Source organism: Solimonas flava DSM 18980, from assembly GCF_000426685.1.
GTDB classification, from domain to species: Bacteria; Pseudomonadota; Gammaproteobacteria; order Nevskiales; family Nevskiaceae; genus Solimonas; species Solimonas flava.
Genome location: NZ_AUFV01000007.1, coordinates 184,329 through 201,300 on the forward strand (window position 1 = coordinate 184,329; position 16,972 = coordinate 201,300).

Annotated in this window: 13 protein-coding genes; 10 read left to right on the forward strand and 3 right to left on the reverse strand. The window is 68.9% G+C overall.

Annotated features, from left to right (window positions below):
• The first annotated feature begins 30 nt into the window (after nucleotides 1–30).
• The 5 genes from rnhB to pyrG all read left to right on the forward strand — a co-directional run bounded on the left by rnhB (nucleotide 31) and on the right by pyrG (nucleotide 8,561).
• Entirely contained in the window at nucleotides 31–693 is a 663-nt protein-coding gene (rnhB, locus tag K343_RS21425; RefSeq protein WP_051278064.1) for a ribonuclease HII, read from the forward strand.
• The gene (gene dnaE, locus K343_RS0108295) at nucleotides 690–4,289 is read left to right on the forward strand and encodes a DNA polymerase III subunit alpha (protein ID WP_028007666.1); all 3,600 of its coding nucleotides are present in this window, start codon (nucleotides 690–692) and stop codon (nucleotides 4,287–4,289) included. The genes rnhB and dnaE overlap by 4 nt, the downstream gene beginning before the upstream one ends.
• 79 nt (nucleotides 4,290–4,368) lie before the next feature.
• Nucleotides 4,369–5,331 carry an acetyl-CoA carboxylase carboxyltransferase subunit alpha gene (locus K343_RS0108300; RefSeq protein WP_028007667.1) on the forward strand — a complete coding sequence of 321 codons (963 nt, stop codon included), beginning with the start codon at nucleotides 4,369–4,371 and terminating at the stop codon, nucleotides 5,329–5,331.
• A gap of 171 nt (nucleotides 5,332–5,502) precedes the next feature.
• Nucleotides 5,503–6,807: a tRNA lysidine(34) synthetase TilS gene (gene tilS, locus K343_RS21430; RefSeq protein ID WP_051278065.1), complete on the forward strand. Its 1,305-nt coding sequence runs from the start codon at nucleotides 5,503–5,505 to the stop codon at nucleotides 6,805–6,807.
• 53 nt (nucleotides 6,808–6,860) lie between these two features.
• Entirely contained in the window at nucleotides 6,861–8,561 is a 1,701-nt protein-coding gene (gene pyrG / locus K343_RS21435; protein WP_051278066.1) for a CTP synthase, read from the forward strand.
• A 242-nt stretch (nucleotides 8,562–8,803) separates the two neighbouring features.
• On the opposite strand, the gene kdsA is transcribed toward pyrG, so the two are convergent.
• Both kdsA and K343_RS0108320 read right to left on the reverse strand, forming a co-directional pair.
• A complete protein-coding gene (kdsA, locus tag K343_RS0108315; protein ID WP_043112323.1) occupies nucleotides 8,804–9,652 on the reverse strand; it encodes a 3-deoxy-8-phosphooctulonate synthase in 849 nt (282 codons plus the stop codon).
• Nucleotides 9,653–9,755: 103 nt separating this feature from the next.
• A complete protein-coding gene (locus K343_RS0108320; RefSeq protein WP_028007669.1) occupies nucleotides 9,756–12,440 on the reverse strand; it encodes a M4 family metallopeptidase in 2,685 nt (894 codons plus the stop codon).
• A 280-nt stretch (nucleotides 12,441–12,720) separates the two neighbouring features.
• Here K343_RS0108320 and eno point away from each other — a divergent pair, with 280 nt between their 5' ends.
• The 5 genes from eno (at nucleotide 12,721) to K343_RS0108345 (ending at nucleotide 16,341) form a co-directional block, all read left to right on the forward strand.
• Complete coding sequence (gene eno, locus K343_RS0108325) at nucleotides 12,721–14,016, forward strand: phosphopyruvate hydratase (protein ID WP_028007670.1); 1,296 nt, start codon at nucleotides 12,721–12,723, stop codon at nucleotides 14,014–14,016.
• Nucleotides 14,017–14,031: 15 nt separating this feature from the next.
• On the forward strand, nucleotides 14,032–14,310 hold the full coding sequence (gene ftsB, locus K343_RS0108330) for a cell division protein FtsB (RefSeq protein ID WP_028007671.1): 279 nt from the start codon (nucleotides 14,032–14,034) through the stop codon (nucleotides 14,308–14,310).
• Nucleotides 14,311–14,436: 126 nt separating this feature from the next.
• A complete protein-coding gene (ispD, locus tag K343_RS0108335) occupies nucleotides 14,437–15,174 on the forward strand; it encodes a 2-C-methyl-D-erythritol 4-phosphate cytidylyltransferase (RefSeq protein WP_043112325.1) in 738 nt (245 codons plus the stop codon).
• 10 nt (nucleotides 15,175–15,184) lie between these two features.
• Nucleotides 15,185–15,664 (forward strand): 2-C-methyl-D-erythritol 2,4-cyclodiphosphate synthase, encoded by a 480-nt coding sequence (ispF, locus tag K343_RS0108340; RefSeq protein ID WP_043112326.1) that lies wholly within the window; start codon nucleotides 15,185–15,187, stop codon nucleotides 15,662–15,664.
• 41 nt (nucleotides 15,665–15,705) lie between these two features.
• Complete coding sequence (locus tag K343_RS0108345) at nucleotides 15,706–16,341, forward strand: TetR/AcrR family transcriptional regulator (protein ID WP_028007674.1); 636 nt, start codon at nucleotides 15,706–15,708, stop codon at nucleotides 16,339–16,341.
• Nucleotides 16,342–16,354: 13 nt separating this feature from the next.
• Here the strand turns inward: K343_RS0108345 and K343_RS0108350 are convergent, their stop codons facing one another.
• On the reverse strand, nucleotides 16,355–16,903 hold the full coding sequence (locus tag K343_RS0108350) for a Smr/MutS family protein (protein WP_028007675.1): 549 nt from the start codon (nucleotides 16,901–16,903) through the stop codon (nucleotides 16,355–16,357).
• Nucleotides 16,904–16,972: the final 69 nt, after the last annotated feature.

A 16,972-nucleotide genomic window follows, 5' to 3' on the forward strand; every position in this document is an offset into this window, starting at 1 on the left:
TCGCTGCCGCGAGCGCCTAGAATTCCGCGCATGCCACGCCGCGTCTCCATCGCTTCCTATCGGGTGCCGCTCGTCGCCGGCCTCGACGAGGCCGGGCGGGGCTGCCTAGCGGGGCCGGTCTACGCCGCCGCCGTGATCCTCGACCAGCGCCACGGCATCCGTGGCCTCGACGATTCCAAGAAGCTCAGCCCGGCCGAGCGCGAGGCCTTGTTCGATCGCATCCGCGAGCGTGCGGTCGCTTTCGCGATCGCGCGCGCCGAGATCGAGGAGATCGACCGCCTCAACATCCTGCACGCCTCGATGCTGGCGATGCGCCGGGCCGCCGAGGCCCTCACGCCGGCGCCGCTGCACTGCCTGGTCGACGGCAACCGCCTGCCGGTCTGGAACTTCAGCGCCGAGGCGGTCGTCGAGGGCGATGCGATCCATGCGCCGATCATGGCGGCGTCGATCCTCGCCAAGGTCGCCCGCGACCGCGAGATGCAGCGGCTCGACGCCGAGTATCCCGGCTACGGTTTCGCCCGCCACAAGGGCTACGGCACGCCGGACCATATGGATGCGCTGCGCCGGCTCGGCGTCTGCGCGCTGCATCGCATGAGCTTCGCGCCCTGCGCGCAGCGCGGGCTGTTCGGCGCGGTGCCGGACGAGGGCGCCCTGCCGCCGGATCTGCTGCCGCCGGACGAGGTCTGCGCATGAGCGGGACCGGCGACGCCGTGCGCTTCGTGCACCTGCGCGTGCATACCGAGTTCTCGCTGACCGACAGCGTCGTGCGCGTCGAGCCGCCGAAGCGCAAGGGCGGCGGCGTCGGCGCGACGCTGGTGTCGAAGGCCGCCGAGCTGGGCTTTCCGGCGATCGCCATCACCGACCAGAACAATCTGTTCGCGATGGTGAAGTTCTACAAGTCGGCGGAGGGCGCCGGCGTCAAGCCGGTCATCGGCTGCGACGTCTGGCTGGAGCCCGCGGCCGGCGGCGATGCCCCCGAGCGCCTGACGCTGCTGGTGCAGGACGATAGCGGCTACCGCAACATCGCCAAGCTGCTGTCGCTGGCGTACACGGACGGGCAGGGCAAGGGCTCGCCGCTGGTGACGCGCGCCTGGCTGCGCGAATACGCCGGCGGACTGATCGCGATGTCCGGCCGCGATGGCGCGATCTTCCGTGCCGCGCTGGCGGACAATGTCGCGGCCGCGCGCGAGGCGCTGGCCGAGCTGCAGGCTCTGTTCCCGCAGCGCCTGTATCTGGAAATCTCGCGTTGCGGACGCACCGGCGACGACGAATGGGTCGACGCCGCGGTCGCGCTGTCGCGGCACGAGCAGGTGCCGCTGGTCGCGACCAACGACGTGCGCTTCCTGACGCGCGAGGAATTCGATTCGCACGAGGCGCGCGTCTGCATCGCCCAGGGCCGCGTGCTCAACGATCCGAAGCGGCCGCGCGACTACAGCGAAGAGCAGTACCTGAAGTCGGCCGACGAGATGGCGGCGCTGTTCGCTGACATCCCCGAGGCGCTGGCGAATTCGGTGGAGATCGCGCGGCGCTGCTCGCTGACGCTGAAGTTCGCGCCGCCGTACCACCTGCCGAACTTCCCGGTGCCGGACGGCTACGACACCAACTCCTGGCTGCGTCATCGCGCCGAGGAGGGCCTGCGCGAGCGCTTCGCGATGATCACGCTCGCGGCGCCGGAGGCGGAGTACTGGAAGCGGCTCGACTACGAGCTCGGCATCATCGAAAAGATGGGCTTCGCCGGCTACTTCCTGGTGGTCTCCGACTTCATCGAGTGGGCGAAGACGCACGGCTGCCCGGTCGGCCCGGGTCGCGGTTCGGGCGCCGGTTCGCTGGTCGCTTACGCGATCAAGATCACCGACCTCGATCCGCTGCCGTACAACCTGCTGTTCGAGCGCTTCCTCAATCCGGAGCGCGTGTCGATGCCGGACTTCGACGTCGACTTCTGCATGGACAACCGCGACCGCGTGATCGAGTACGTCACGCACAAGTACGGCCGCGAGCGCGTCGGCCAGATCATCACTTACGCGACGATGGCGGCGCGCGGCGTGATCCGCGACGTCGCGCGCGTGATGGGCCACGGCTACGGCTTCGCCGATTCGATCGCCAAGCTGATTCCCGGCACGCCCGGCGCGACGCTGGTCGACGCGCTCGATTCGGTGCCGGAACTCAAGCAGCGCTACGACGCCGAAGAGGACACGCGCGCCGTCATCGACATGGGCCTCGCGCTCGAGGGCGTGACGCGCGGCGTCGGCGTGCACGCCGGCGGCGTCGTCATCGCTCCGCAGCCCTTGAGCGACTACACGCCGATGTACTGCGAAGCCGGCGGCGCCGGCATGCGCACGCAGTTCGACATGAAGGACCTGGAGTCGGCCGGCCTGGTGAAGTTCGACTTCCTCGGCCTGAAGACGCTGACGGTGATCCAGGAGGCGGTCGTCAACATCGAGAAGAGCTCGGGGCGCAGCATCGAAGTGCTCAAGCTGCCGATCGACGATGCCGAGACCTATGCGCTGTACGCGAGCGGCGATACGACCGCGGTGTTCCAGATGGAATCCCCGGGCATGCAGCGCGCCTCGAAGGACCTCAGGCCGGACACCTTCGAGGACATCATCGCGCTCGTCTCGCTGTACCGTCCGGGTCCGATGGAGCTGATTCCCGAGTACTGCGCGCGCAAGCGCGGCGACGCGCCGGTCACCTATCTGCATCCGGACATGGAAGTCGTGCTGCAGCCGACCTACGGTATCTTCGTCTATCAGGAGCAGGTGATGCAGATGTCGCAGCGCCTGGCCGGCTACACGCTCGGCGGCGCCGATCTCCTGCGTCGCGCGATGGGCAAGAAGATCAAGGCCGAGATGGATAAGCAGCGCGAGGTCTTCACCTCGGGCGCGATCGGACGCGGCGTCGATGCGGAAATCGCCACGCAGGTCTTCGACCTGATGGACAAGTTCGCGAACTACGGCTTCAACAAGTCGCACGCCGCCGCCTACGCGCTGGTCTCGTACCAGACCGCGTGGCTGAAGACGCACTATCCGGCCGAGTTCATGGCGGCGGTGCTGTCCTGCGAAATGCAGCACACCGACACGATCGTCACCATGCGCGAGGAGTGCCTGCGCATGGGCCTGACGATGCTGCCGCCGGACGTCAACACCAGCTACTTCCGCTTCACCGTGCCGGGGCCCGGCGCGATCCGCTACGGCCTGGGCGCGATCAAGGGCGCCGGCGAGGCGGCGCTGGAGGGCATCATCGCCGAGCGCGAGCAGAACGGACCGTTCAAGGATCTGTTCGATTTCTGCAAGCGCGTCGATACCAAGAAGGCCAACAAACGCGTACTCGAGGCGCTGATCTGCTCGGGGGCGATGGATGGCTTCGGCCTGAACCGGCCGTCGCTGATGAAGACGCTGCCGAAAGCGCTGCAGCTGGCCGAGGCGGCGGCGGCCAGCGCCGATTCCGGGCAGAACGACCTGTTCGGGCTCGGCGGCGGCGCCGCCAAGCAGGAGCGCCAGGTCGAGCCGGATCTGGAGACCGACTGGTCGCAGCGCGAACTGCTGGCGCGCGAGCGCGAGACGCTCGGCTTCTATCTGTCCGGCCATCCGATCGAGGCCTACGGCGAGATCGTCGAGCAGGTCTGCAGCGGCCGCCTGCACGAGCTGATCCAGCAGCACGCCGTGCCGCAGCCGGTCGATGCCAAGGGCAAGCCGATCTGGCAGCCGCGCACCAAGCTGATGTTCGCCGCCTGGGTGCGCGATCTGCGCTTCTTCAAGGGCGACGGCCGCGGCGGTGCCAGCTACAAGCTGACGCTCGAGGACCGCTCCTCGCAGCTGGCGACCTGGATCGATGCCGACAAGTGGTCGAAGTACGCGCCGTTCGTGAAACCGGACCAGCTGGTCTTCGCGATCGCCGAGATCGGTCTGTCGCCGGCCCGCGAAGGCCGCGATCCGGAGCCGCGCCTGTACGCGCCGGAATTCCTGTCGCTCGACGACGTGCTGCGCGATTACGCGACGCGCCTGCTGCTCGACTGGCGGCGTCCGCCAAGCGAGGTGCTGGCGCTGCGCAAGCGCCTGACGCCGCTGCGCGACGGGCAGACCACGGTGGGCATCCGTTATCGCGGCACCAGCGCGGCCTGCGAGCTCGAATTCGGCGCCGACTGGAAGCTGCGCCTCAACGACGACACGGTCGTCGCGCTGCAACAGTCGCTCGGCGCCGATTGCGTTAAAGTTCAGTACAAGCGCTTCCAGCCGCCGATCCCGGAACGGCGTTTCGCCTCGGCCGGCGGCGGCAGCTTCGACGACGAATAGGGTTTGCGGCCCGCCGGGCTGCGCGTGGTGCGAAACGACAGGAGCCGGCGCCGGGGCGCGGGCCGCAGGACGAGAGACGATGAACCTGAATTATCTGGACTTCGAACAGCCGATCGCCGAATTGCAGCAGAAGATCGAGGAGCTGCGCTTTGCGACGACCGGCAGCGGCGTCAACCTGACCGAGGAGATTGCGCGCCTCGAGGTCAAGAGCCGCCAGCTCACCGAGAACGTGTTCGCCAAGCTGACGCCCTGGCAGGTCGCGCAGCTGGCGCGCCATCCGCAGCGCCCGTACGCGCTCGACTACGTCAAGAACCTGTTCACGGAATGGGATGAGCTGCACGGCGACCGTCACTTCGCCGACGACCCGAGCATCGTCGGCGGCGTCGCCCGCCTGGAAGGGCGCGCCGTCGTCGTGCTCGGTCAGCAGAAGGGCCGCGACGCCAAGGAGCGCGTCTACCGCAACTTCGGCATGCCCAAGCCGGAGGGCTATCGCAAGGCGCTGCGCCTGATGAAGCTCGCCGAGAAGTTCAACCTGCCGATCCTGACCTTCATCGACACGCCGGGCGCCTACCCGGGCATCGGCGCCGAGGAGCGCAACCAGTCCGAGGCGATCGCGCGCAACCTGTTCGAGCTGTCGAAGCTGCGCACGCCGGTGCTGGCGACGGTGATCGGCGAGGGCGGCTCGGGCGGCGCGCTGGCGATCGGCGTCGCCGACCACATCATGATGCTCCAGTACAGCATCTACTCGGTGATCTCGCCGGAAGGCTGCGCGTCGATCCTGTTCAAGGACGCCGGCCGTGCCCCGGAAGCCGCCGAGGCGATGCGCATCACCGCGCCGGATCTGTTCGAGCACAAGCTGATCGACGAAATCGTGCCGGAACCGCTCGGCGGCGCACACCGCGATCCGGCGGCAATGATGACGACGATCCGCCAGAAGCTGATCGCCAACCTCGAACGTCTGCGCCACACGCCGATGACGCAGCTGATGGCGGCGCGCTACCAGCGGCTGATGTCGTACGGTTCCTACGAAACCCTCCACTGACGATGTGAAACCGGCGCGCCGCGCACACCGCGCACACCGCGCACGCCGGGCGCACGTCCGCGCCGCGCGCCGCGACGCCCGCACGGCGATGCGCGTTGCCGCGCGTCCGCTTGCGCTCGCGGCTGCCACTGGGGCATCGCCGGTGCCGCCGACCGGCGGCGGGCGCGCGCCGTGAAGCTTGACCTTCCCGCGCTCGCGCCGCGCGCCCGTGTCTGGGTCGCATACAGCGGCGGACTCGATTCGACGGTACTGCTGCACGCGCTGCACGCGCAGGGCGTGCCGAACCTGCGCGCGGTGCATGTTCATCATGGCCTGCAGGACGCCGCCGACGACTGGGCGCGCGCGGCGCGGCGCACCTGCCGCACGCTCGGCGTGCCCCTGCGCGTGTGCCGCGTACGGGTCGTCGCCGCCCGCGGCGAGGGGCCCGAGGCGGCGGCGCGCGCGGCGCGCTACGCCGCGTTCGGCGAGCTGCTGCGCCCCGGCGATCTGCTCGTCACCGCACATCACCGCGACGATCAGGCCGAGACCGTGCTGCTGCGGGCGCTGCGCGGCACCGGCATCGCCGGCCTGGCAGCGATGCCGGTGCTCGCACCGTTCGGTCCGGCGCGGCTGTGGCGCCCGCTGCTCGATCGCGGCCGCGACGAGCTGCGCCGTTATGCCGAAGCGCAGAGGCTGGCGTGGATCGACGATCCGCACAACGCCGATCCGCGCTACGCGCGTTCTTACCTGCGCCGCGAGATCGTGCCGCGGCTGCTCCGGCACTGGCCGCAGGCGCTGCCGAGCCTGGCCCGGCTCGCCGCGCGGGCGGCCGAGGCCGAGACGCTGGCGGCCGAACTCGCCGAGCTCGATCTGGCGCGCGTGCGCGTCGGCGACGGCTGCTCGGTCACCGGCCTGCTGGCGCTGCCGGCGCTGCGCCGCCGCAACGCCCTGTACCACGCCTGGATCGCGCGCGGCTGGCCGGCGCCGTCGGAGCTGCGGCTCGCGCACCTCGAACGCGAGGTGCTGCGCGCGCGCATGGACGCGCAGCCGCGCTTGCGCCACGAGCACGGCGAGCTGCGCCGCTACCGCGATCGACTCTACTGGCTCGATCCGCTGCCGCCGCCGCCGGATGGCGAGCGGCCCTGGCCGCTGCGCCGGCGCTCCGTCGCGCTGCCGGCCGGCCTCGGCCGGCTGCGGCTCGCACGGGCGCCGGCGATCGCGTTGCGGCTGCGCTTCGCGCGCGGCGGCGAGCGGCTCAGGCCGGCCGGCGACGCGCATACGCGCACGCTCAAGCAGCTGTGCCAGGCGGCGGGGCTGCCGCCCTGGGTGCGCGAACGCATGCCGCTGCTGTACGAAGGCGACGAGCTGATCGCCGTCGCCGGCTACTGGCGCAGCGCGCGCGCGGTCACGCTAGGCCTTGATCCGCAATGGGAAACCGCGCTGCCGGGGGCCGCCGTCGAGAGCGTTTGCACGGCGTTGGGCACTCACCCGCGTTGAGTGGGCGCCGTCCGCGGCGTAAAATTGCAGAAACCCACCGCTTCTAAACTCCCATGCCCGACGCGCCGCATCAGACGCGATTTGTATTTGTGACCGGGGGCGTGGTGTCCTCGCTCGGTAAAGGCATTTCTGCCGCTTCGCTGGGTGCCGTCCTCGAGTCGCGCGGACTCAAGGTCAGCATGATCAAGCTCGATCCCTACATCAATGTCGATGCAGGGACCATGAGCCCGTTCCAGCATGGCGAAGTGTTCGTCACCGAAGACGGCGCCGAAACCGACCTCGACCTCGGTCACTACGAACGCTTCCTGCGTGGCAAGACCACGCGCTATTCGAACGTCACCACCGGCCAGATCTACCGCAACGTGCTCGACAAGGAGCGCCGCGGTGATTACCTGGGCAAGACGGTGCAGGTGATCCCGCACATCACCGACGAGATCCAGGCGGCGATCCGCCGCGGCGCCGCCGGCGCCGACATCTGCATGGTCGAGATCGGCGGCACGGTCGGCGACATCGAGTCGTTGCCGTTTCTCGAAGCGATCCGCCAGATGGCGGTCGAGCTCGGTCGCAAGGACTCGATGTTCCTGCACCTGACGCTGCTGCCGTACGTGAAGGCGTCCGGCGAGCTGAAGACCAAGCCGACGCAGCACTCGGTCAAGGAACTGCGCGGCATCGGCATCCAGCCGGACGTGCTGATCTGCCGCACCGAACGGCCGATTCCGGATGCCGAGCGGCGCAAGATCTCGCTGTTCACCAACGTGCCGTACCAGTCCGTGATCGCAGCGATCGACATGGACGACATCTACAAGATTCCCGGCTGGCTGCACCAGCAGAATCTCGATCAGATCGTCGTCGATCACTTCGGCCTCGATGCGCGGCCGGCCGATCTGTCGGCCTGGGAGCGCGTCGTCGACGCGCGCCAGAAGGCGGACATGGAAGTGCAGGTGGCGATGGTCGGCAAGTACGTCGATCTCGCCGACGCCTACAAGTCGCTGAACGAGGCGCTCGCGCATGCCGGCCTGCACACCGGCACGCGCGTGAAGATCCGCTATATCGAATCGGAAGCGGTCGAGACGCAGAGCGCGCGCATCCTGCAGGGCATGGATGCGATCCTCGTGCCCGGCGGCTTCGGCGAGCGCGGCGTCGAGGGCAAGATCATGGCGGCGCGTTTCGCGCGTGAGAACAAGATCCCGTATCTCGGCATCTGCCTCGGCATGCAGGTCGCGGTCATCGAGTACGCGCGCAATGTCTGCGGCCTGCCGCGCGCGCATTCGACCGAATTCGATCCGAAGACGCCGGACCCGGTGATCGGCCTGATCACCGAGTGGCAGGACGAGACCGGCCACACGCAGCTGCGCGACGAGCGCTCGGACAAGGGCGGCACGATGCGCCTCGGCTCGCAGGCCTGCCGCCTGCGCGCCGGCAGCAAGTCGCGCGCGATGTACAACGCCGAGATCATCCGCGAGCGTCACCGCCACCGCTACGAGTTCAACAACAACTACAAGCCGGTGCTGATCGAGAACGGCATGGAACTCGTCGCCGAGTCGGCCGAGAACGAACTGGTCGAGATGGTCGAGCTGCCCAACCATCCGTTCTTCGTCGGCTGCCAGTTCCACCCGGAGTTCACCTCGACGCCGCGTGACGGGCACCCGCTGTTCGAGGGCTTCGTCAAGGCGGCGCGCGAGCATCATCTGGCGCACCAGCCGGTACAGAGCGCCCCGGCGCCGGCCGCGGCTTCGAGCGCGAAAGTCGCCTGAAGCAGCACACAACGGGCAGGAAAAAGGCCGGCGCAAGCCGGCCTTTTTCTTTGGCAGCGAGCGGTGCCAGCGAGCGGTGCGGCGGCGCGGTGCCTTTGGGGAGGTTCTGAATCAGGTCGTCAGCGCCAGGCCGGGCGGCGGCCCAGGTGATCCGGAGGCGCCACGGGCGTCGTGCGCCGCCGGCTTGCTGGGTCGCCTACGGCGCCGCGCCGTGACGAGGCATGCGCTTTTCCGGAGCTTTCTTAGCGGATTTCCAGCGGCGCGAAGCCTTTCACCAGCTCGTCGAGCGCCTTGAGCTGGGCGAGGAACGGTTCCAGCTTGTCCAGCGGCAGGGCGCTGGGACCGTCGCATTTGGCCTGGTCGGGATTCGGGTGCGCTTCGAGGAACAGGCCGGCCAGGCCGACGGCGAGGCCGGCGCGCGCCAGGTCGAGCACCTGCGAGCGGCGCCCGCCGGACGCGGCGGCGCCGGGGTCGCGCTGCTGCAGCGCGTGCGTCACGTCGAAGATCACCGGCAGGCCGCCGGTGGACTTCTTCATGACGCCGAAGCCAAGCATGTCCACCACCAGATTGTCGTAACCGAAGCAGGTGCCGCGATCGCAGAGGATGATCTGCTCGTTGCCGGCCTCGCGGAACTTGTCGACGATGTTGCCGACCTGGCTCGGGCTGAGGAACTGCGGTTTCTTGATGTTGATGACGCGGCCGGTCTTGGCCATGGCCACGACCAGATCGGTCTGCCGTGCGAGAAAGGCCGGCAGCTGCAGGACGTCGACGACTTCGGCGACCGGCGCCGCCTGCCAGGGCTCGTGCACGTCGGTGATCAGCGGCACGCCGAACTCGGCCTTCACCGCTTCGAAGATGCGCAGGCCTTCTTCGAGGCCGGGGCCGCGATAGGAGTGGATCGACGAGCGGTTGGCCTTGTCGAAGCTGGCTTTGAAGACGTAGGGAATTCCCAGTTTGCGCGTGACGCGCACGTACTCGGCGGCCGCCTGCAGGGCCATGTCCTTCGATTCGAGGACGTTGACGCCGCCGAAAAGGACGAACGGCGCCGCGTTTCCGACGGCGATGTTCTGAATATGGATGGTCGCGGGCATGTTCTCGTCTGATGGCAAAACGTGCGGCAGTGTCTGCGACGCATCGTGAGGCGTCAACGAAAGAAGGCCGGCGAGCGCCGGCCTTCTTCGTGACGGGCTTGCCTCAGATGGCCGCGCGCCGCGTGTGTCGCCAGCCCAGCGCCGCGAGCAGGGCCAGCAGGTCGAGGCCGAGCAGGCTGCCGCCGCCGCCACCCGAGCCGCCGGTGGTCGTGCCGCCGGTCGTCGTACCGCCCGTGGTCGAGCCGCCGGTCGTGCCGCCGGCGTCCTTGGCGCAGGCGTAGATCTGCGTGTCGTCGACGTACCAGCCGAGGTTGCCGCCGCAGCCGTCGTTGCCCCATTCCCAGCGGAACACGATCTTGTCGCCGGCCTTTGCGCCGAGCTTGGCGATGTCGACGATGGTCTTGCCCCAGCTGCCGGTCACTTCGCCCTGATCCGATCCGCTCCACGCCACCTGGCTGGCGAGCGGATTGGTGTTGTTGCCGGAGAGGCCCAGCGGATCGGGCACGCCCTCGATGATCGGCGCGTCCGAAAAGGTGCTGCTGTGCGGGCCGTAGACGAAGGCCTCGGTCGGCACCACCGCGAAGTCGCCGCCGTTGACGCTGAACTTCAGATTGCCGCCGTCGTAGCCGGCCTCGGCCTGCATGAAGTGCGAGAACGTCAGGAAGCTGGCGTCGTCGGCCAGCGTGATATCCGGGCTGTCCATCCAGTGCGAACCTGACTGGTCGCCGCCGCTCGCGCAGGTGCCGCCGGTGTTGTCGGCGGCGAACGCGGCGTGGCCGCTGTGCGGCGCCGGCAGCTCGCCGCTGAGCGCGAACTGGAAGTCGGCCGGCTCGCTGTCGCCGGTGAAGTTCTTGCCGCGCGTCCAGCCCTGCGGGAAGCTCGCGCCCTCCCAGTTCTCGCTGAGCACGGCCTGCGCCGAGCTGCCGCTCGGGCACAGCGACGGCGCGGCCGCTTCCGGCGCGATCACCGGCTGGTAGCCGCACTTCTGGGCGACGCTCTGGGCCGGGGTGTCGCCGCTGGCCGGTTTGCCGCGGAATTCGACGGCCAGCGTCGCCGTATGCACGGCGTCGCAGTCGGCGGCGCTGATCTTCTCTTCGGAAACCTTGCCGAACACATCGTTGAGCGGCTCGCCGATCAGTTCCTGGCAGGACTGTTCGAGCGCGTCGGCGTGCTGAGCGAAGTTCGTGGTCGGCGTCTGATGGTGGGTTTCGGCCTGGAAGTAGATGTGCGCGGCCTTGATCAGGCCGATCTTCGGGATCGTGTAGCCGTTGAACTCCTTGCCGTCGACCAGCATCGCGTAGGCGTGGTTGGCGACGCCGGAATTGGTGTGCACGCCGCCGTTGTCGGAGGCGCCGCAGTAGTAGTTCTCGGACGTGATCACGCTGCCCGGCGACGGCGTGCTGAGCAGCGGCAGGTTGAGGCCCAGCAGGCGCACATTGACGCCGAAGTTGTCCGGATCCCACATGTCGCGCAGCAGCAGGCCGGCGGCCACCTCGCTCATGTCCTCGCCCAGCACCCAGCGGCTGCCGCCGTTCTCGAAGTAGTCGCCTTCCTTCAGCGTGATGCCGAGCGTGCCCTCGATACCGTTCACGAGGTCGTAGGTCTCGCCGAAGATGTCCGAGTAGGCCTCGTTGAGCGCGCCCGACTGGTACTGGTAGACGAGGCCGTGCGTGTACTCGGTATAGGCGTGGCTCCACTCGTGGCTGACCACGTCGTCGGCATCGAAACCCGGGCAGTAGTTCGTCGAAGTGCCGTCCCAGTACGCGTTCGGGCAGTTCTGGTTGACGAGATAGACGCTGCGCTGCACCTGCTCCTCGGGCGGTGTCGCGCCGTCGTCGTAGCCGTCGCGGCCGAACAGGTTCTTGTAGAGCAGCCAGGTGCCGCCGGCGAACACGTAGAGGTTGTTCTGCGGCAGGTCGAGCTTGCGCGCCGAGCCGGTGACGTCGCCGGCGAACGGCGGATCGGCCGGGGCCAGGGCGCTGCCTTCGGTGAGGATCGGCGGCACGCTCATCGTCGGCGTGTAGATCTTGCGGTTGAGGACGCCGTGGATCTCGTTGATGCGGTTCAGCAGCGCACCGCTGTCGGCATCGACGATCACGCGCTCGCGGATCGCCGCGCCCGGCTCGCCCTTCACCATCACCTCGTAGGCGAGATGGTTGCGGCCCGGCACGCCCTGCAGCAGGCCGTCGCGATAGATCATCAGCCGGCTCGATTCGACCGACAGCGCCGCGTCCGGATGCAGCTTGCGGGCGGCGGCGAGGCCGCGCTCGCGCAGCGCCGCGACCGACAGCTTCGGCGTCGTCGACAGGCCGTCGAGGTCGTCGATGAAGACGCCGTTGCTGCCGATGATGCCGGCGTCGTTCATGTGCACGACGACGCGCGCGCCGAACACCGGCAGGCCTTCATAGACCTGATCGAGATGGACGTGCGTGTTGCCGTTGCCGTCGCGCGACACGCGGCGCGCCAGTAACTCGGTGACTGGGCTCTTGATGCCGTGCAGGCCGCCGTAGACCGACAGGAAGAACTGCGCGCGATCGACCGGGGCGCTGCCGCGGCCGGCGTCGGCCATCAGCGGCACGCCGCTGCGGGCGTGCACGGCGCTGTACTGGTCGGCGCTGATGCGCGCCTCGCTGAGGCGGTCGCCGGTGTTGCCGCGCAACTGGGCGAGCAGCTGGCTGCGGTCGGTGCTGCTGCGGTCCGGCGTCGCCTGGGCAAGGCTGCTGGCCGCCAGCAGCGCGAACGCCAGGACGCGCGGACCCGCCGGCAGGCGAGCCGTATAAGGTTTCATCGATGTATCCCCCATAGAACACGAAAAGCGGTAGCGCGGAAAATGGCGATCTTCCTTCCCCAGAAAGATCCCTTGGGCCGTCCCTGGCGTACCCAACTCCCTGGCGGCGAGCGTAGCGGACGCGTGCGTCCGCGCGCTATCGGGGAAAAACTGTGCGTGTCAGCCCAGCGCCTACAAAACACCCTGTTCCAGGGGTGCGCGGCGGTGCCGTTCATGACGGGACTGGGCGTGCAGGCTAGAATTGACGATCTTTACCACTCAGCCGGAGTTCGTTCTCCCCATGTCGAAGATCGTCAAAGTCACCGCCCTGGAAATCATCGATTCGCGCGGCAACCCGACCGTCGAAGCCGAAGTCGAGCTGGAATCCGGTGCGGTCGGCCGTGCGGCGGCGCCGAGCGGCGCTTCGACCGGGAGCCGCGAGGCGGTCGAGTTGCGCGACGGCGCGCCGAAGAAGGGCAAGGCCCGCTATCTCGGCAAAGGCGTGACCAAGGCGGTCGCCAACGTCGAAGGTCCGATCGCCAAGGCCGTCAGCGGCCTCGATGCGCAGGAGCAGGCGCTCGTCGACCACACGATGATCGAGCTCGACGGCACCGAGAACAAGTCCAAGCTCGGCGCCAACGCGATCCTCGCGGTGTCGCTGGCGACCGCCAAGGCCGCCGCCGAGGAGAACTTCCTGCCGCTGTTCCAGTATCTCGGCGGCATTTCCAGCGTGACGCTGCCGGTGCCGATGATGAACGTCATCAACGGCGGCGCCCATGCCGACAACAACGTCGACATCCAGGAATTCATGATCCTGCCGGTCGGTGCGCCGAGCTTCTCCGAAGCGCTGCGCTACGGCTCGGAGATCTTCCACACGCTCAAGGGCGTGCTCAAGGCGCGCAAGCTCAACACCGCGGTCGGCGACGAGGGCGGTTTCGCCCCGAACCTGCCGTCGAACGCCGCGGCGCTCGACTGCCTGATCGAGGCGATCGAGAAGGCCGGCTACAAGCCGGGCAAGGACGTCTACCTGGGTCTGGATGTGGCGTCGAGCGAGTTCTACGAGAAGGGCAAGTACAACCTGCACGGTGAAGGCAAGTCGTTCACCAGCGAGCAGTTCGCCGACTTCCTCGCCGGCATCTGCGCCAAGTACCCGGTCATCTCGGTCGAGGACGGCTGCGCGGAGGGCGACTGGAAGGGCTGGAAGTACCTGACCGAGAAGCTCGGCAACAAGGTGCAGCTGGTCGGCGACGATCTGTTCGTCACCAACACCAAGATCCTCGCCGAAGGCATCATCCGCGGCGTCGCCAACTCGATCCTGATCAAGCCGAACCAGATCGGCACGCTGACCGAGACGCTGGAAGCGATCCAGATGGCGACCGACGCCGGCTACACCAGCGTCGTCAGCCATCGCTCGGGTGAGACCGAGGATGCGACGATCGCCGATATCGCGGTCGGCACCACCGCCACGCAGATCAAGACCGGCTCGCTGTGCCGCTCGGACCGCATGGCCAAGTACAACCAGCTGCTGCGCATCGAGCGCAAGCTCGGCAAGCGCGCCCGCTACCCGGGCGCCGGCGCGTTCCCGATCGTGCTGTAAGGCGCCGCCTGCGGCATGGCCCAGCGCGCCGTCCTCGCCGTCCTCGCCGTGCTGCTGCTCGCGCTGCAGTGGCGGCTGTGGGTCGCCAATGGCGGCGTCGCCCACACGCATCGGCTCAAGGGCGAGGTGGCGGCGCAGCAGGCCGAGAACGAGCGCCTGCGTGCGCGCAACGCCACGCTCGACGCCGAGGTTCAGGATCTGAACTCCGGCGTCGTCGCGATCGAGGGCCGTGCGCGCACGACGATGGGCATGATCAAGGAAGGCGAGACCTTCTATCTTGTCGTCCAGCCGTAAGCGCATGCCGTCCGTTCTTTCCTGGCGTCGCGGCGCCGGCGGTTTCGACCGCCGGTTGCCGCTGGCGTTGTCGTGCGTCGTCGTGCCGCCGAGCCTGATCCCGGTCGGCAGCTTGCGGAGCCGGCGATGAGCGCCGCCAACCGGCCGGGGCCGCCCGCGGTGCCGCGTTACTGGGCGGTGGTGCCGGCGGCCGGCGGCGGCACGCGCATGGGCGGCGGCCGGCCGAAGCAGTACCTGCCGCTGCGCGGGCGCACGCTGATCGAGTGGTCGCTGGCGCCGTTCCTGCAGGCGGAATGGATCGACGGCATCGTCGTGGTGCTGCCGCGCAGCGACAGCGAGTTCGCGCAGCTGCCGATCGCGCGCCATCCGCGCATCGTCACCACCAGCGGCGGCGCCGCGCGTGCCGAGTCGGTGCTGGCGGGGCTGGAGGCAGTCGCCGAACGCACCGCGCGCTTTCGCGAGGTCTATGTGCTCGTCCACGACGCCGCGCGGCCCTGCGTGCAGGCCGGCGACATCGACCGGCTCTGCGAGGAGGCCGACGACGAGCACGGCGGCATCCTGGCGCTGCCGGTCACCGACACGCTCAAGCGCGCCAACAAGCAGAGCCGTATCGCCGAGACCGTCGACCGCGCCTTCTACTGGCGCGCGCAAACGCCGCAGATGTTCCGGCTGCAGACGCTGCGCCAGGCGCTGCAGGCCTGCGCCGAGCGCGGCCTCGAAGTGACCGACGAGGCCGGGGCGATGGAGCGGGGCGGTTACAAGCCGCGCCTCGTGCGCGGTCGCGAATCGAACATCAAGGTCACCTATCCGGAAGACCTGCAGCTCGCCGAGTTCTGGCTGCAGCAGCAGGCCGGGCGTTCCTGAGGTATCGACGATGAAGCTGCGCATCGGTCACGGTTACGACACGCACCGCCTCGAAGCGGGCGAGGGCGTGCATCTGGGCGGCGTGTTCATTCCGTGCGCGTACCGCGTCATCGCGCATTCCGACGGCGACGCCATCATCCATGCGCTGTGCGACGCGCTGCTCGGCGCGATCGCCGGCGGCGACATCGGCAAGCTGTTCCCGGATCACGACCCGCAGTATCGCGGCATCGACAGCCGGCGCCTGCTGACCGAGGTGATGCGGCGCGTGCACGCCGCCGGTTACGCGGTCGTCAATGCCGACGTGAGCCTGGTCGCCCAGGCCCCGCGCGTGTCGGCCCATACCGACGCAATGCGCGAGCAGCTCGCCGCCGGCCTCGGCGTCGACGTCGGCTGCGTCAATGTCAAGGCGACGACCAACGAAGGCATGGACGCGATCGGCCGCAAGGAAGGCCTCGCCGCGCATGCCGTGGTGCTGCTGCAGGGCGCGTAGCGCCGCTTGCGACGGCTTTCGGCGCGGACCTACACTGAGCCATGTTGCAAGCCGCAGACCGCAAGCCGCGCCGCAGGCCGCGAGGCCAGCCCGATACCCGCTCGGCGATCCTCGGTTGCGCCGAGCAGCTGTTGCAGCGGCGCGGCTTCAATGGTTTCAGCTATCAGCACATCGCGACGCAGCTCGGCCTGCGCACGGCGGCGATCCATTATCACTTTCCGACCAAGGACGACCTCGGCGTCGCGTTGGTGCGTCGCTACCGCGAAAGCTTCCAGAACTGGGTGCGCGAGCTGGAGTTCGACGCCGACGCGTGGACGCGCCTGCAGGCCTACTTCCGCATTTATCTCGAGCATCTGGAGACCGACGAGGGGCGCCTGTGCCCGGGCGGCGTGCTCGGCGCCGAGTTCGGCACGCTGTCCGACACGATGCGGGTCGAGGCGCGGCTGCTGATGCGCGAGATCTACGCCTGGCTGGTGCTGACGCTGGAAGAGGGGCGGCGCGAGGGCAAGCTGCGCTTCCAGGGCGACGCTTACGACAAAGCGGTGGAAGTCGGCGCCGCGCTGCAGGGCGGCCTGCAGATCGCGCGCCTCGCCGGCGCACAACGTTTCCGGCAACTGCTCGGCCAGCTCGAACTCGAGCTGACCGGCCGCAAGCCGCAAACCGGGCCGCTGCCCTGAACGGCCGCGTGCGCTACAGCGCGCGCACCAGCACGTAGACCGCGCCGGTGCCGCCGTCGACGGCGCGCGCCGAGCAGTAGGCGAGCACGTCCTTGCGGCGCCGCAGCCAGCTGCCGAGCAGAGCCTTGATGACCGGGCCGCTGTTCGGCGAGCCGTTGCCCTTGCCGTGGATGATGCGCACGCAGCGCTGGTCGCGGTGATGGCAGCGGGCGAGGAACTGCGCGACGGCGAGCTTGGCGCGATCGCGGTTGAGGCCGTGCAGGTCCAGCTCCGCTTCGATCCGGTAATGCCCGCGGCGCAGGCGGCGCATCACCGCGTCCTGCACGCCAGGCGCGCGGTAGAGCAGGGTGTCGCCGCTCTCGATTTCGTCGGGTTCGGCGTCCAGCAGCGAGCGCAGCGCTTCGAGCTCGTCGGCCTGGCGCTGGCGCGGTTGCGGTACCGGTGCTGGCGCGTCGGCGCGAGCGGACACGCGCGGCGACGGCGGCTGCAGGCGCACGCCCTGCATCGCCAGGCGGAACAGCGCGGCATCGTCGGAAGAGGCGTCAGGAGCGTCGTCGGTCACGGTTCGGTCACGAAGGCAGGCCGTGGTCGCCAGATCATATCCGCTAAACTGTCGCCGACCATCCGCTAC

Coding starts and splice junctions, on each gene's coding strand:
- rnhB (WP_051278064.1), top strand. CDS start 31: ATGCCACGCCGCGTCTCCATCGCTTCCTATCGGGTGCCGCTCGTCGCC.
- dnaE (WP_028007666.1), top strand. CDS start 690: ATGAGCGGGACCGGCGACGCCGTGCGCTTCGTGCACCTGCGCGTGCAT.
- K343_RS0108300 (WP_028007667.1), top strand. CDS start 4,369: ATGAACCTGAATTATCTGGACTTCGAACAGCCGATCGCCGAATTGCAG.
- pyrG (WP_051278066.1), top strand. CDS start 6,861: ATGCCCGACGCGCCGCATCAGACGCGATTTGTATTTGTGACCGGGGGC.
- kdsA (WP_043112323.1), bottom strand. CDS start 9,652: ATGCCCGCGACCATCCATATTCAGAACATCGCCGTCGGAAACGCGGCG.
- K343_RS0108320 (WP_028007669.1), bottom strand. CDS start 12,440: ATGAAACCTTATACGGCTCGCCTGCCGGCGGGTCCGCGCGTCCTGGCG.
- eno (WP_028007670.1), top strand. CDS start 12,721: ATGTCGAAGATCGTCAAAGTCACCGCCCTGGAAATCATCGATTCGCGC.
- ftsB (WP_028007671.1), top strand. CDS start 14,032: ATGGCCCAGCGCGCCGTCCTCGCCGTCCTCGCCGTGCTGCTGCTCGCG.
- ispD (WP_043112325.1), top strand. CDS start 14,437: ATGAGCGCCGCCAACCGGCCGGGGCCGCCCGCGGTGCCGCGTTACTGG.
- ispF (WP_043112326.1), top strand. CDS start 15,185: ATGAAGCTGCGCATCGGTCACGGTTACGACACGCACCGCCTCGAAGCG.
- K343_RS0108345 (WP_028007674.1), top strand. CDS start 15,706: ATGTTGCAAGCCGCAGACCGCAAGCCGCGCCGCAGGCCGCGAGGCCAG.